Genomic DNA, 14,402 nt, shown 5'->3' with positions numbered 1-14,402 from the left:
ACGGGCAGCCGCTAGACGGGCTGGTCGACCGGCAGACCGGTGCGCAGCTCCACGGGCAGGTGGGCCAGGTCGTTCAGCGTGACGACCTCGGCGGGCTTCGCCGACCGGATCCGGATGATCGTGAGCGCGGTGTGGGCGACGTTCGTGCCCATCCAGCGCCACTCCGGGGCCTGGAACGCCTCGCGCACGAACCAGCCGATCACGGCGTTGTGGGTGATCAGCAGGTCGTGCCGGTCCTCGCGCGCCGGGGTGAACCACTCCGACACGGCGTCGCCCATCTGGGCCTGCCCGGCGACGATCTCCTCTTCGGTGATGCCGCCGTACCAGCCCTGGTAGGCGTGCGGCATGTCCGGGGTCGGGCCGGAGGGGATGCAGTCGAACAGCAGCGTCGAGGGCTCGGGCTGGATCGACGGCAGGCGCTGCGACAGGAACGCGGCGGTCTCGCTCGGGGCCTCGAGCGGCGAGTGGTACACGCCGTCGAAGGGCACACCGCCGAGACGGTCAGCGATCAGGGTCGCCTGACGCTTGCCGCGTTCGGAGAGCTTGCCGTCCCGCAGGCCGTGTTCGGCGTCCTGGTGTTCGCCGTGTCGGACGAGGTACAGGTAGTGCGACATGTCCGTGCTCAGCTGCCGATCCCGATGGCCGCGGCGAGTTCGTCCTGCTGCACGGCACCGACGACCGAGGTGATCGTCGGCCGGGTCAGCAGGTCGCGCGCGAGTTCGAGCACGCCGTCGGTCGTGACGCGGTCGACACGCTCGAGCGCCGTCGACAGGTCGGTGTACTCGCCCGTGCCGAGCTCGGAGCGGCCGAGGCGGGTCATGCGGGCGTCGGAGTCCTCGAGCGAGAGCGTCAGCGCGCCCTCGATCTGGCCCTTGGCACGTCGGAGCTCGTCGTCGGTGATGCCGTGGTCGACCATCCGGCGGAACTCGGCGTCGACGATGTCGATGACACCGGCCACGTTGTCCGGCGCGCAGCCCGCGTAGACACCGAAGGCGCCGTTGTCCAGGTAGGCCGGGGCGAACGACGACACCGCGTAGGCCAGACCGCGGCGCTCGCGCACTTCCTGGAACAGGCGCGAGCTCATGCCCCCACCGAGCACGGCGTTCAGGACGCTGAGGGAGGGACGGCGGTCGTCGCGCAGGTCGAGGCCCTGCGAGCCGCGGAGCATGCTCACCTGTTCGGTGGGGCGGTGCACCACGGACAGCTTCGCCTCGACCGGGTCGGCCACGGTCTCGGGCGTCCGGCGCGGCAGCGGCTCGGCGTCGGGGGCGTCGTGGAAGACGCCGGCGACGAGTTCGCAGAACCGGTCGTGGTCGACGGCACCGGCGGCGGTCACGACGATGCCGTTCGGTGCGTAGTGCTCGCGGTAGTGGGCCAGCACGTCGTCGCGCTGGACCGCCCGGATGCTGTCCGGGGTCCCCCCGATCGGACGGCCGAGGGGGTGTCCGCCGAAGGCCGCGGCGAAGAAGGCCTCGCCCGCGACGTCGGCCGGGTCGTCAGCGGCCATCGCGAGTTCCTCGAGGATGACCCCGCGCTCGACGGCGAAGGCGTCCGGTTCGAGCACCGAACGGGTGACCATGTCACCGATGACGTTCACGGCCATCGGGACGTCGGTGTCCCGGACCCGTGCGTAGTAGCAGGTGTACTCCTTGGCGGTCGCAGCGTTGTGCTCACCGCCGACCGAGTCGAACGCGATGGCGATGTCGAGCGCCGATCGGGTCTCGGTGCCCTTGAAGAGCAGGTGTTCGAGGAAGTGGGTCGACCCGAACTGCCCGTCGCGCTCGTCACGCGAACCGACGCCGACCCAGAACCCGATGCTCGTCGACGCGGCACCCGGCACCGCCTCGGTCAGCACACGGACACCCGAGGGCAGCACGGTGCGACGGACGAAGGCCCCGCCGGACGTCAGGAACGACGTGTCCGGGGCCCCGAGCGGCAGTGGCACTGGCTGGTTCATCGCAGACGAGCCTACTGATCCGTCGATGCCTCCCGCCCAGTTTCCCGGTCTCGGTCGCGTGCCACTCGAAGTGGGGTACAGAAAGTGTGGACAGACCGACTCGTCTGTCTGTCCTCCTTGTGCTACTGTTGGCCACGCCGGATCGAAAGCCCCCCTAAGTTCCGATCCGGCGGCTCGGGACATCAGTCCTGCGCGACCACCGAGTCCCCCCACTCCGGTCGCGGAGCCGATGAGTCCGAGGAGTACACGCTGTGACGGTCGATTCCCCCCAACCGGCCGTCCAGCGTCTCCCCGGCCCGAGCACGAACCTCGCGTCGCCGGACGGGTCGAGCGTCCCCCCGACTCCCCGCTCCGGCGGCGCGAAGGTCCGTGTCCTCGAGACCGCCACGCGACTCTTCTACGAAGAGGGCATCCACAGCGTCGGCGTCGACCGCCTCATCTCCGAGGCGAGCGTCACGAAGGCGACGTTCTACAAGCACTACGGGTCGAAGGACAACCTGATCCTCGCCTACATCCGCACCCAGCACGAGCGCGTGCAGGAGCGGATGGAGCAGCTGATCGCGGACGCCGGCTCCCCCGACCGGGCCGTCCGTGCGTGGGTCGCCGCACTGGCCGACGACGTCAACGACCCGGCGTTCCGCGGCTGTGCGTTCCTGCACGCCGCCGCCGAGTACCACGACCCGCGCGACCCGGTCCGCCAGGTCGTCGCCGTGCACCGCGACTGGTACACCGAGCGACTCGCGACCCTGCTGCAGGAGGCCGGACACCCCCTGCCCGGCGACGGTGCCGACGAGCTCATGCTCGCGCGTGACGGTGCGATGGCCGGGGCGTACGCCGGTGACGCGATCGCCGCCACCGCTGCGCTCAACCGAGTGGTCGACCGGGTGCTCGCGGGCTGACGCCCGGCTGTCGCCAGATCTGTCGCTCTGGCGGGGCGGTCGAGGCGACCGCGGGCGGACGGGAGGCCCGTGGCGGGCCCGTACCGTGCCTCTAGGCCGTCGCGTGCGAACTCCCACAGCCCAGCGCGCGCACCGAGCGCAGCCCGAGCCGGCGGGTGTTGGCTTGGGTCATGGCCAACGACCCCAACTGGAACCTGCCCGACGTCCCGTCCTTCACCCTGACGAGCCCCGAGTTCACCGACGGAGGCGAGCTGCCCACCTCGGCACGCGGCTCCGACGTCGGCGGTGAGGACCGTTCCCCCGCACTCGAGTGGTCGGACGCGCCCGAGGGCACGAAGAGCTTCGTCCTGACCGTCTACGACCCCGATGCCCCGACCGGCTCCGGCTTCTGGCACTGGAGCCTGACCGACATCCCGGGCTCGGCGACCTCGCTCCCCGCAGGCGCCGGCACCGACGACGCCCTGCTGCCCGCCGAGGCACTCCGCCGCCGCAACGAGTTCGGCACGGACACGTTCCTCGGGGCAGCACCGCCCGCGGGCCACGGTGTGCACCGCTACTTCTTCACGCTGAGCGCCCTCGACGTCCCCGTGCTCGAGGTCCCCGCCGACGCGACCCCCGCGGTCGTGGGCTTCATGCTCCGCGGGCACCTGCTCGGGCGCGCGCAGCTCATGGGCACGCAGGAGACCCCCGCGGCCTGACCGGCACGCGGCACCGCGCCGCGATCTTTCGCGGCCAACGACAGTTCACGCGGCGCCGTGCCCGTGAGGTGTCGTTGGCCGCGAAAGCACGCACGCGGCCAACGCACGCACGCGGCCAAGGCACGCACGCCCCCGCAACGGCGAACGGCCGCCGCCCCGGAAGGGACGGCGGCCGTTCGTGCGTCAGGACGCGAAAGCGGATCAGCCCTCGGCCGGGTCCTCGGCGTGGGCGCGGACCGTCTCGGCCGAGGTGGAGTCACCCTCGGTCTCGTCGGCCACGACCGGCGCGAGCGACAGCTTGCCGCGGTCGTCCACCTTGGTGACCTCGACCAGGACCTTCTGGCCGACGCCGAGCACGTCCTCGACGTTCTCCACACGCTTGCCACCGGCGAGCTTGCGCACCTCGGAGACGTGGAGCAGACCGTCACGGCCCGGGAGCAGCGACACGAAGGCGCCGAAGGTGGCGATCTTCACGACGGTGCCGAGGAACTGGTCCCCGATCTCCGGGTTCGTCGGGTTGGCGATCGCGTTGACCTGGGCACGAGCAGCCTCGGCCGACGGACCGTCGACGGCGCCGATGTAGACGGTGCCGTTGTCCTCGATCGAGATGTCGGCACCGGTGGTGTCCTGGATGCCGTTGATCGTCTTGCCCTTCGGGCCGATCAGCTCGCCGATCTTGTCGACGGGGATCTGCACCGAGATGACGCGAGGAGCGGTGTCCGCCATCTCGTCGGGGGCGTCGATGGCCTCGTTCAGCACACCGAGGATGGCCGAGCGGGCCTCCTTGGCCTGCTTGAGCGCCGCGTCGAGCACCGTCGACGGGATGCCGTCGAGCTTGGTGTCGAGCTGGATCGCGGTGACGAACTCCGAGGTACCGGCGACCTTGAAGTCCATGTCGCCGAGGGCGTCTTCCGCGCCGAGGATGTCGGTCAGGGCCGCGTAGCGGGTCTGACCGTCGACGGTGTCGGAGACCAGGCCCATCGCGATGCCGGCGACCGGGGCCTTGAGGGGCACACCGGCGTTGAGCAGCGACAGGGTCGAGGCGCAGACGGAACCCATCGAGGTCGAGCCGTTGGAGCTGAGCGCCTCGGAGACCTGACGGATGGCGTAGGGGAACTCGTCACGCGAGGGCAGCACCGGCACGAGGGCGCGCTCGGCGAGGAAGCCGTGCCCGATCTCGCGACGCTTCGGCGAACCGACACGGCCGGTCTCACCGGTCGAGTAGGGCGGGAAGTTGTAGTGGTGCAGGTAGCGCTTCTTCGTGACGGGCGACAGCGAGTCGATCTGCTGCTCCATCTTGAGCATGTTCAGCGTGGTGACGCCGAGGATCTGCGTCTCGCCGCGCTGGAAGATCGCCGAACCGTGGACACGCGGGATCACGGCGACCTCGGCGTCGAGCGGACGGATGTCGGCGAGGCCGCGACCGTCCATGCGGACCTGCTCGGTCAGGATGCGGCCGCGGACGACCTTCTTCGTGACCGACTTGTACGCGGCGCTGACCTGGCCGTTGGCCTCGGTCGGCAGCTCGCCGGCCTCGACCTTGGCGGCGATGGCCTCCTTGACGCGCGACTTGAGCGCGTCGTCGGCGTCCTGACGCTCGGTCTTGGCGGCGATCTTGTAGACGTCACCGAGCTCGGAGAGCGCGAGGGCCTCGACGGCCGAGTAGACCTCGGGCGCGTAGGGCGGGAAGACCGGGTAGTCCTGGATCTCCTTGGCCGACTGCGCGGCGAGCTTGGCCTGGGCGTCGACGAGGGACTTGAGGAACGGCTTCGCCGCCTCGAGGCCCTGGGCGACGATGGCCTCGTCGGGCTTGGTGGCGCCGCCCTGGATGAGGTCCCAGGCGTACTCGGTGGCTTCGGCCTCGACCATCATGATCGCGACGTCCTCGTTGCCGGCCTCGTCCGTGACGACACGACCGGCGACGGTCAGGTCGAACACGGCGTCGGCGAGCTGCGAGGCCTTCGGGAACGCGACCCACTGGTCACCGATGAGCGCGAGGCGCACACCGGCGATCGGGCCGGAGAACGGCAGACCGGAGATCTGCGTCGACGCGGACGCGGCGTTGATCGCCAGCGCGTCGTAGAACTCGTCCGGAGCGATGCTCAGGACGGTGATGACGATCTGCACCTCGTTGCGCAGGCCGTCGACGAACGACGGACGCAGCGGCCGGTCGATGAGACGGCACACGAGGATGGCCTCGGTCGACGGACGGCCTTCGCGGCGGAAGAACGAACCGGGGATCTTGCCGGCGGCGTAGGAGCGCTCCTCGACGTCGACGGTCAGCGGGAAGAAGTCGAAGCCCTCACGCGGGTGCTTGCCGGCGCTGGTGGCCGAGAGGAGCATCGTTTCCTCGTCCAGGTACGCGGCGACCGCGCCCTGGGCCTGCTGTGCGAGCCGACCGGTCTCGAACCGGACGGTGCGCTTGCCGTACTTGCCGTTGTCGATGACGGCTTCGGCGAACTTGATCTCGGGACCCTCCAAAAGGGCGCCTCCTTGATGTGTTTCCGGCAGGCCATGGCGACGGCACTCGATGGTGCGTGCGCGCCGATCGTTCCGGACGCATGTCTGGCCAGCAGTAGAAGCACTCGGGAAACCGTTCCGGCCCGCGAGCCACCACCGATGACCAGCTCCGTGCCCGGCCTGCGCAGTGTTGTGTGTGACGTCCGGGGAATGAGTCCTCGGACACGATGGACTTTACCAGTCCTCAGGCTGTGGGCGGCGCGGCTCGCTGGACTGCTGGTGAACATCGGTAGCCTGCCGCCATGCGTCTCACCCCCTCACGGGGCGTGCTCGTCGCGGCCGCCGTGGTCGTCGGCGCGCTCGTCGCCCCGGCCCTGACCGCTGCCCCCGCGAACGCCACCGAGTACCCCACGTGGCAGGACGTCCAGCGCGCCAAGGGCAACGAGACCGCGAAGCGCGCCGAGGTGCAGAAGGTGCAGGCTGCGCTCCGGTCGGCGCAGGACGAAGCAGCCGCGAAGTCGCAGGCCGCCCTGGTGGCCTCGTCGAAGGCGGACGCGGCCGAGGCGGAGTCGGTGGCGGCCGCCCAGGCCGCCACGAGCCTCCAGGCCCAGGCGCAGCACGCGAGCGAGACGGCGGACCGTGCCCAGCAGCGGGCCGGCCAACTGGCCGCGAACCTGTACCGCGACGGCAGCACGAACCAGATGACCACCCGCATCGCGACCGCGGAGAACCCCGACCAGCTGCTCTACCAGCTCGGCGCGCTCGACCAGCTGTCGGAGACCTGGTCCGGCGTCATGGACGAGGCGTCCGTCGCGGCCGGCACGGCGTCGTCGCTGCACGAGCAGGCCGAGCGGGCCGAGACGGAACGCGCGACGCGCGCGCAGGCGGCCGAGGAACGCTCGGCCGCGGCGAAGGCGGCGGAACAGGCGGCGGACGCCGCCGTCGAGTCGACGGAGCAGCACAGCGACGAGCTGTACGCGCAGCTCGCGTCGCTCAAGGACAGCACCGCGAAGCAGGAGGCCGGGTACGAGCTCGGCCAGCGGGTCGCCGCGCAGAAGGCGGAGCAGCAGCGCAAGCGGGCCGCAGCGGCGGCGGCCGAGGCTGCGGCGAACACTGCCGCGGCGAACGCCGGCAGCGGCGGCGCGACGAGCGGCGGCACCGGCTCGTCCTACCCGAGCACCGGGGGCGTCGCCGTGGACCCCGCGGCCGCACAGGCCTACGCACGGAGCGCGCTCGGGTCGTACGGGTGGGGCTCCGACCAGTTCTCGTGCCTGGTGTCGCTCTGGACGCAGGAGTCCGGGTGGCGGGCGAACGCCCTGAACGCCTCGAGCGGCGCCTACGGGATCCCGCAGTCGCTGCCGGCCGAGAAGATGGCGGTCGCCGGAGCCGACTGGCGCACCAACGCGAACACGCAGATCGACTGGGGGCTCGCGTACATCAAGAGCGCCTACGGCTCACCCTGCGGGGCGTGGGGCCACGAGATGAGCGTCGACCCGCACTGGTACTGAGCCAGGGGCGGACCGGGGGTCAGTGACCGAGGCCGCCGAGCAGGCTCGCGAAGTCCGCGGTCGCGGGGAGCGCGTCGGCTTCCTGCGGCGCCCGCCTGGAGGCCCGGATCGCCCAGGCCAGATCGGCTCCGGCCCGGCGGATGCGACCGTCCAGGGCGGCCGCGTCACCGTCGGTCCCCCAGTCGTCGGTCGCGGCGAAGACCCCGGTGGGGACGATCGCCGCGCGCAGGTACGCGAAGACCGGCCGGAGGGCGTGGTCGATCGCGAGGGAGTGGCGCGAGGTCCCGCCGGTGGCCCCGAGCAGAACGGGCATGTCGGCCATCGAGTCCTTGTCGAGCACGTCCAGGAACGACTTCGCCAGTCCGCTGACGCCCGCGGTGAAGATCGGCGTGACGAACACGACGGCGTCGGCCTCGACCACGGCGGCCATCGCTGCAGAGAGCGCCGGGGCCGCGAAGCCGGTGAGCATCGCGTCGGTGATCTCGTGCGCGAGCGGCCGGAGCTCGACGTGCACGACGTGTGCCGGGGTGCCCTCGGCGACGAGCGACGCGACGGCGGCCTCCCCGAGACGGTCGGCGAGCAGGCGGGTGGAGCTGGGCTCGGAGAGTCCGGCGGAGACGACGGCGATGGTGGTCATGATGCTTCCCGACTTTCGATGCGTTTGCATGAACATAGCATTCAACCGGGTCGTCGTCGCAACCATTCCCGCGCCGAGCGGCGTGCCGATCGGTCACGACTCCCCGCGTGCTGACTGCGGAGCGGTCGCGAAGTGTCGCGTGAGACCGCGGTAATCGACGAATCGTGACCGCCGCACGAGCGCGGGCGACGTGTCGTGACCGACCGAGGACGGAGCGCGGCCCCCGCCGAGCGTCGAACACCCCGGGAACGAAGAACGCCCCGGTCCTCACGAAGAGGTCCGGGGCGTTCGGTCAAGCGTGTATCGGTCGACTAGCGACGCAGGCCGAGGCGCTCGATGAGCGTGCGGTAGCGGGCGATGTCGACGTCGGAGAGGTAACCGAGGAGACGGCGACGCTGACCGACCATGAGGAGCAGGCCACGACGCGAGTGGTGGTCGTGCTTGTGCTCCTTGAGGTGCTCGTTCAGGTCGTTGATGCGACGCGTCAGAACGGCGACCTGGACCTCGGGGGATCCGGTGTCGCCCGGGTGGGTCGCGTACTCTTCGATGATCTCCTGCTTGACCTGTGCGTCAAGTGCCATGGTGATCCCCTTCCTGTCCGTTGCGCGGTGCCCGTGCCTGATGCACGAGCGCTCTTTGTCCGCGGCCGTTCGACGGCAACCGCACAAGACTACCAGAGTCCTAGGCGGTCCTGGGGCGCAGACGGCGTCGTCGGCGACGCTCCGGCAGCAGACTGCGGACGAGTCCGACCAGCGTCGCGCCGAGCAGTCCGCCGAGGCCGTTCGACAGCACGTCGCGCGGGTCCGCGACGCGGTACGGCAGGTAGGTGGCCTGCGCGAACTCGATGCCCGTGGACAGCGCGACCGCGACGAGCGCGCCGAGGATCCACCAGCGCCGGGGCAGCCACAGCGCCGCGAGCACCCCCACCGGCACGAACATCGCGATGTTGGCGAGGAACTCGGTGCGCTCGTACGTGAACCACGCACCGTGCGGCAGCTGCTGCACCCAGGCGATCGCATGCAGCACGAGCGAGTTCTGGGCCGAGGTGAAGACCTGCGGGGTCAGCGTCATCCGCCAGATCACCCAGGCGTAGCCCGCGGTCAGGGCGAGGAGGAGGAGTCGACGGAACATCCGGACAGTGTGCTGCACGGTCCTGGCCGGTCGCTGGAGCGCTCCTGTCAGCGGGCGGTACGACTCCTGGGGGATCGCGCATCGGCGCTGGTCAGGACTCCCCCGCACCTGTCAGCATGGGTCGGGGCGCGATCGGTGCCCACACCACCGACACCGCACGGGCAGATCAGGAGCACCGCAGCATGCCGGAGCACGAGGCACCCGACACCCCACGCCGCAACCGCACCGGCGGCCTGCGGCAGTGGGGGTGGATCACCGTCGCCGCCGTCGTCGTCGCCGCGGTCGTCACGACGCTCGTGGTCGTCGGCCCGTGGAGCGGCGGCCAGCCGGACGGCGACGCCACCCCGAGCGGGCGCACCGTCGCCGAGCGGAAGACCGCGGCCGAGGCGTTCCCGGGCGGGCTCGCGCGCCAGCCGACCGCCGTGAACCAGGCCGGCATCCGCGAGCGACAGGCACGGGCCGAGGGCGACGCCGCGACCGCCGAGCAGATCGCCGTGATCGCCGACCAGCCGATCGCGACCTGGCTGACGAACACCTCGCGGGCCGAGACCCGCTCGACGATCCGGTCGGTGGTCAGCACGGCGGAGGAACGTGGCGGCACCCCCGTGTTCGTCCTCTACAACATCCCGGACCGCGACTGCGGCAGCTACTCCAAGGGCGGCACCGAGGACGACGCCTACCTGCCGTGGGTCCGGTCCGCCGTCCGGGCGATGGCCGGCTCGCACGCCGTCGTGCTCGTCGAACCCGACTCGATCGCCCAGATCCAGAACTGCGAGCGACTGCGCGACGCACGCCTGCCCCTGCTGCGGAAGGCCGTCGACGCGCTGACCGGCCACGGGCTCACCGTGTACCTGGACGGTGGCAACGAGAACCGTGTGCCGACCGCCACCATGGCGGACTGGCTGCGGCAGGCCGGCGTCGACGAGGTGCAGGGGTTCTTCACGAACGTATCGAACTTCTACCGCGTCGACCAGGAGCGCGCGTACGCGGACGAGCTCGCCGACGCGATCGGTGGCGACCCGCACTTCGTCGTCGACGTCTCCCGCAACGGGCAGGGGTGGCGGGGAACCTGGTGCAACCCCGAGGGCGCCGGCCTCGGCCAGGAGCCGCACGTCACCGGCGGCAGCACCCGGCTCGACGCCCTGCTCTGGGTGAAGACGCCGGGGCTCAGCGACGGCACCTGCAACGGCGGCCCCGCTGCCGGCCAGTGGTGGGAGTCGTACGCGCTGGCCCTGGTCGAGCACCGCAAGCGCGACTGACCACGTCACGGAGACGGCCCGCGCAGGACCGTGTCGGTGCCCGGTGGTTGCATGTGCGCATGACCGCGACCGACCGCATCCGCTCCGTCGTCCCGCCCTACCTGCTCCGCGCCGTCGCCGACGCCCAGGCATTCCCCCGGGCGGCCTCGGCGGCACGCACCGCACTGGCCTCGCTCGACGCCGTGCAGGCGCCGAAGCACGAGCACCTGCTCGCACCGCGCGGCGTCAGCGGTGCCGTCGACCGCTCCCCGCAGCGGACGATCACCGACGCGCACGGCACCACGACGCTGCCCGGCACCGTCGTCCGGCTCGAGGGCGACGCCGACTCCGGTGACGCCGCGGTCGACGAGGCCTACGCGGGCCTGGGCGCCACGCACGCCTTCTGGCTCGAGGTCTTCGACCGGGTGTCGATCGACGGTGCCGGACTCCCCCTCGACGCGACCGTGCACTACGGCCAGGACTACGACAACGCCTACTGGGACGGCAGCCGGATGGTGTTCGGCGACGGCGACGACGAGGTGTTCCGCCGCTTCACCGTCGCGCTCGACGTCATCGGCCACGAGCTCGCGCACGGCGTCACGCAGTACACCGCCGACCTGACCTACCAGGGCCAGTCGGGCGCCCTCAACGAGTCGATCAGCGACGTCTTCGGCTCCCTGGTCGCCCAGTACGCGGCGGGGCAGACGGCGGAGCAGGCGAGCTGGCTCATCGGCGAGGGGCTGTTCACCGACGCCGTGCAGGGCGACGCGCTCCGGTCGATGCGCGCCCCCGGTACCGCGTACGACGACCCGGTGCTCGGGAAGGACCCGCAACCGGCGACCATGGACGGGTTCGTCGTCACCACCGACGACGCCGGCGGCGTCCACACGAACTCCGGCATCCCGAACCACGCGTTCTTCCTGGTGGCCACGGCCATCGGCGGCCCCGCCTGGCTGGGCGCCGGTGCCGTCTGGTGGGACGCCCTGACGTCGCCCGAGGTGACTGCCTCGGTCGACTTCGCGGGCTTCGCCACCGTCACCGTCGACGCGGCCGGGCGACGGTTCGGGGACGGCTCCGCCGAGCAGACCGCGGTGCGTCAGGCCTGGCAGCGGGTGGGCGTGCTCGACTGATCGCGCCACCCGGGCGTAGCGTCGGGGGCATGCGCATCGAGGTCCGCCGCTCCGGTGGCTTCGCCGGCACCACACGGCGCTGGCGGGTCGACACCGACACGAGCGGCGACCCCACGGCGTGGTCCGACGTCGTCGATGCGCTGCAGCGCACCCCGGCGCCGACGGCACCGCCCGTCCCCGACGACTTCAACTGGACGATCACCGTCGAGCGCACCACCGTGACGATCCCGGGTCGCCGCCTCGACGGTCCGTGGGCCGACCTGGTCGCGCGTGTGCGCTCCGAGGGCGACCCGACCTGAGCCGGGAGGCCCGTGGCGGGCCCGCACCGGGCCTCCTGTCCGCCCCGCGGTGACGCCACCACCCATCGATCGTGCGCAGGAACGGTCGCGTGGGACCGGCGGGCCCGACCGTTCCTGCTCACGAAGCGCGCGGGGACGCGCACACGACCGTCAGTCGACGTCGATGACCGTCAGGCGACGGGTCGGACGCGTCATCGCGACGTACACCGCGGCGGCGGCACGGGCGGCATCGGCCCCCACGCCGTCCGGGTCGACGAGCAGCACGCCGTCGAACTCCAGGCCCTTGGCGTCCGCACCCGTCAGCACCGTGAGCGAGCCGGCGTTCGGCGAGGCGAGCCCCCGGACGTCCGCCTCGGTGCGGGCGAGCCGCTGCCGGATCGTGTCGACCTGGGACTCGGGGACGATGACGCCGATGGTGCCGGAGCCGATCCGGGCACGCTCGGCGTCGGCGACCGCCACGACGGTGTCGAGTAGGTCGGCCCGGGCGACGCGGACGCGCTCGACGGGGTCGCCGTCGCGCACGGCCTCGTTGCGGGTGACCGTGAGGCCGGCGCTGTCCGCGAAGGCCCCGGCGGCCTCGACGATGGAGCGGGGGGTGCGGTAGTTCACCGTGAGCTGCTCGATGCGGTGGTCGAGCGGCACCTGCGGCGCACGGCCGCGGCGGCGACGCGCGAGCGCTCCGATGACGTCGTCCCAGGTGCGTGCGGCACCCGGCGAGGAACCCTGCGCCATGTCGCCGACGATCGTGAACGAGCGCAGCGGGTTGCGGCGGGCGAGCACGCGCCACTGCATCGGCGACAGCTCCTGCGCCTCGTCGACGACGATGTGCCCGTAGGTCCACTCGCGGTCGTCGGCGGCGCGCTCGGCCGTGGAGCGGGGGTCGCCGCCCTCGGCGAACGAGCCGGCGACCTGCTCGGCGCTGACGATGCCCTCGACACCCATGTTCTCGATGGCCTGGCGGGCGTTCTCGATGTCGCGGTTCCGGCTGGCCTTCGCCGCGCGCTTGGCGGCGCCGCCGGTCGGGTCGAACGGGCCGAGCAGTTCGGCGGCCTCGTCGAGCAGGGGGACGTCCTCGACGGTCCAGGCCGTGCCGCGGGCGCGCTGCAGCAGGGCACGGCGTTCCGGGGTCCAGTCGGGGGTGAGCGAGGCGAGCCAGTTCGGCCGGGCGTAGAGGTCCTCGAGGAACTTCTCCGGCGGCAACGGCAACCACGCGGTGTTGAGCAGCACCCGGGCGTCGTACGAACTCCGGATGTCCTCGCGCAGGACCTTCTCGTCGGCCTCGTCCACCGTGGTACCGCGCTCCCGCAGCTGCTCGGCGAGCAGGCGGGTCATCGCGTCGAGGGCGATCTTGTTGAACGTGACGCGGGCGGCGTTGTGCGGCTTGCCGCGGTCCTGCGCACGCTTCATCGCGTCGGCGACGAGCTGCGGCGGGACGACGAGCCGCTCGCCCTCGATGTCGAGCGTGACCGACTCGGTCGGCACGACCTGGCGCGAGCGCACCGCGCGGCGCAGGAGCGACGCCGTCTGCGCGGCACCCTTCACGGCGGCGACGTCGCGGGTGTCGTGCGTCGTCGCGTGCACGCCCGGGTAGAGCGAGCCGAGCGACGCCATCACGACACCGGTCTCGCCGAGCGACGGGAGCACTTGCTCGATGTACGTCAGGAACGCCGGAGACGGACCGACCATGAGCACGCCGGATCCCCGCAGCCGCTCGCGGTACGAGTAGAGCAGGTAGGCGGCCCGGTGCAGCGCCACGGCGGTCTTGCCGGTGCCGGGGCCGCCCTGCACGATGAGCACGCCCTCGAGCGGGGAGCGGATGATGCGGTCCTGCTCGCCCTGGATCGTCGCGACGATGTCGGTCATCCGGCCGGTGCGCTCGGCGGTGACCGCGGCGAGCAGCGCTCCCTCGCCCTGCAGGTGGGTGCGCTCGTCGTCGTAGAGCGAGGCGTCGAACACCTCGTCCTCGACGCCGACCACCCGTCGACCCTGCAGGGACAGGTGCCGGCGGGACCGCATGCCCATCGGGTGCGCGGCGGTGGCCTGGTAGAAGGCACTGGCGCCGGGGACGCGCCAGTCGAGCAGCAGCGGCCGGTGCTCGGCGTCGCGCAGTCCCACGCGGCCGATGTACCGGAAGGTGTCGTCGGTGCTCTCGGGTTCGGCGACCTCGAGCCGGCCGAAGACCAGACGGTCGCCCACCCGCTCGAGCGTCGCGACGGTGTCCTCGTAGAGCCGCGCGTACGCGTCGCGCTCGCTGCGGCTCTGGTGGTTCCCGCCGACCGCCTGTCGGCGGGTCTCGGCGAGGCGCTGCTCGGCCTCGGCGGTCAGCTCGTCGAGACGACGGAAGAGGCCGTCGACGTAGCCGCGTTCACGGTCGATCTCGGTCGGTTCGGACACACGCAACCCTTCGGGAAGAGGGGGAACCAGTGTACTGCCCACCGGGAGCCC

The 14,402-nt window shown here is 71.8% G+C and carries 13 protein-coding genes; 6 read left to right on the top strand and 7 right to left on the bottom strand.

What is annotated here, in order from left to right; translation table 11 throughout:
* Positions 1-11: 11 nt before the first annotated feature.
* Both DEI85_RS05445 and DEI85_RS05440 read right to left on the bottom strand, forming a co-directional pair.
* Positions 12-614, bottom strand: a complete 603-nt coding sequence (locus tag DEI85_RS05445) for a histidine phosphatase family protein (RefSeq protein ID WP_027464756.1) — start codon at positions 612-614, stop codon at positions 12-14.
* Between the two features lie 8 nt (positions 615-622).
* Positions 623-1,957 (bottom strand): M16 family metallopeptidase, encoded by a 1,335-nt coding sequence (locus tag DEI85_RS05440; protein ID WP_111123115.1) that lies wholly within the window; start codon positions 1,955-1,957, stop codon positions 623-625.
* Positions 1,958-2,208: 251 nt separating this feature from the next.
* Between DEI85_RS05440 and DEI85_RS05435 the strand changes: the two genes are divergently transcribed.
* The gene (locus DEI85_RS05435; protein WP_110859266.1) at positions 2,209-2,856 is read left to right on the top strand and encodes a TetR/AcrR family transcriptional regulator; all 648 of its coding nucleotides are present in this window, start codon (positions 2,209-2,211) and stop codon (positions 2,854-2,856) included.
* A 170-nt stretch (positions 2,857-3,026) separates the two neighbouring features.
* Positions 3,027-3,554 (top strand): YbhB/YbcL family Raf kinase inhibitor-like protein, encoded by a 528-nt coding sequence (locus tag DEI85_RS05430; protein WP_111123114.1) that lies wholly within the window; start codon positions 3,027-3,029, stop codon positions 3,552-3,554.
* Positions 3,555-3,755: 201 nt separating this feature from the next.
* Here the strand turns inward: DEI85_RS05430 and DEI85_RS05425 are convergent, their stop codons facing one another.
* Complete coding sequence (locus DEI85_RS05425) at positions 3,756-6,035, bottom strand: polyribonucleotide nucleotidyltransferase (RefSeq protein WP_111123113.1); 2,280 nt, start codon at positions 6,033-6,035, stop codon at positions 3,756-3,758.
* A 281-nt stretch (positions 6,036-6,316) separates the two neighbouring features.
* Between DEI85_RS05425 and DEI85_RS05420 the strand changes: the two genes are divergently transcribed.
* A complete protein-coding gene (locus tag DEI85_RS05420; RefSeq protein WP_111123112.1) occupies positions 6,317-7,522 on the top strand; it encodes a coiled-coil domain-containing protein in 1,206 nt (401 codons plus the stop codon).
* A 19-nt stretch (positions 7,523-7,541) separates the two neighbouring features.
* On the opposite strand, the gene DEI85_RS05415 is transcribed toward DEI85_RS05420, so the two are convergent.
* From DEI85_RS05415 to DEI85_RS05405, 3 genes are all read right to left on the bottom strand, one after another.
* Positions 7,542-8,159, bottom strand: a complete 618-nt coding sequence (locus DEI85_RS05415; protein WP_111123111.1) for a CE1759 family FMN reductase — start codon at positions 8,157-8,159, stop codon at positions 7,542-7,544.
* A gap of 311 nt (positions 8,160-8,470) precedes the next feature.
* A complete protein-coding gene (gene rpsO, locus DEI85_RS05410) occupies positions 8,471-8,740 on the bottom strand; it encodes a 30S ribosomal protein S15 (RefSeq protein WP_017885935.1) in 270 nt (89 codons plus the stop codon).
* Positions 8,741-8,840: 100 nt separating this feature from the next.
* Entirely contained in the window at positions 8,841-9,290 is a 450-nt protein-coding gene (locus tag DEI85_RS05405) for a VanZ family protein (protein ID WP_110859261.1), read from the bottom strand.
* A gap of 182 nt (positions 9,291-9,472) precedes the next feature.
* Here DEI85_RS05405 and DEI85_RS05400 point away from each other — a divergent pair, with 182 nt between their 5' ends.
* Genes DEI85_RS05400 through DEI85_RS05390 form a run of 3 tightly spaced genes read left to right on the top strand, consistent with a single transcriptional unit; the run spans position 9,473 to position 11,957 of the window.
* Positions 9,473-10,549: a glycoside hydrolase family 6 protein gene (locus tag DEI85_RS05400; protein WP_181436303.1), complete on the top strand. Its 1,077-nt coding sequence runs from the start codon at positions 9,473-9,475 to the stop codon at positions 10,547-10,549.
* A 59-nt stretch (positions 10,550-10,608) separates the two neighbouring features.
* The gene (locus DEI85_RS05395) at positions 10,609-11,658 is read left to right on the top strand and encodes a M4 family metallopeptidase (protein ID WP_111123109.1); all 1,050 of its coding nucleotides are present in this window, start codon (positions 10,609-10,611) and stop codon (positions 11,656-11,658) included.
* A gap of 29 nt (positions 11,659-11,687) precedes the next feature.
* Positions 11,688-11,957, top strand: coding sequence for a protealysin inhibitor emfourin (locus DEI85_RS05390; protein ID WP_110859258.1), 270 nt, complete (start codon positions 11,688-11,690; stop codon positions 11,955-11,957).
* 150 nt (positions 11,958-12,107) lie between these two features.
* On the opposite strand, the gene DEI85_RS05385 is transcribed toward DEI85_RS05390, so the two are convergent.
* Positions 12,108-14,351, bottom strand: coding sequence for a HelD family protein (locus tag DEI85_RS05385; protein ID WP_258376258.1), 2,244 nt, complete (start codon positions 14,349-14,351; stop codon positions 12,108-12,110).
* Positions 14,352-14,402 lie beyond the last annotated feature (51 nt).

Source organism: Curtobacterium sp. MCBD17_026 (assembly GCF_003234895.2).
GTDB lineage: Bacteria > Actinomycetota > Actinomycetes > Actinomycetales > Microbacteriaceae > Curtobacterium > Curtobacterium flaccumfaciens.
This window is presented reverse-complemented; position numbering and strand designations above follow the sequence as displayed.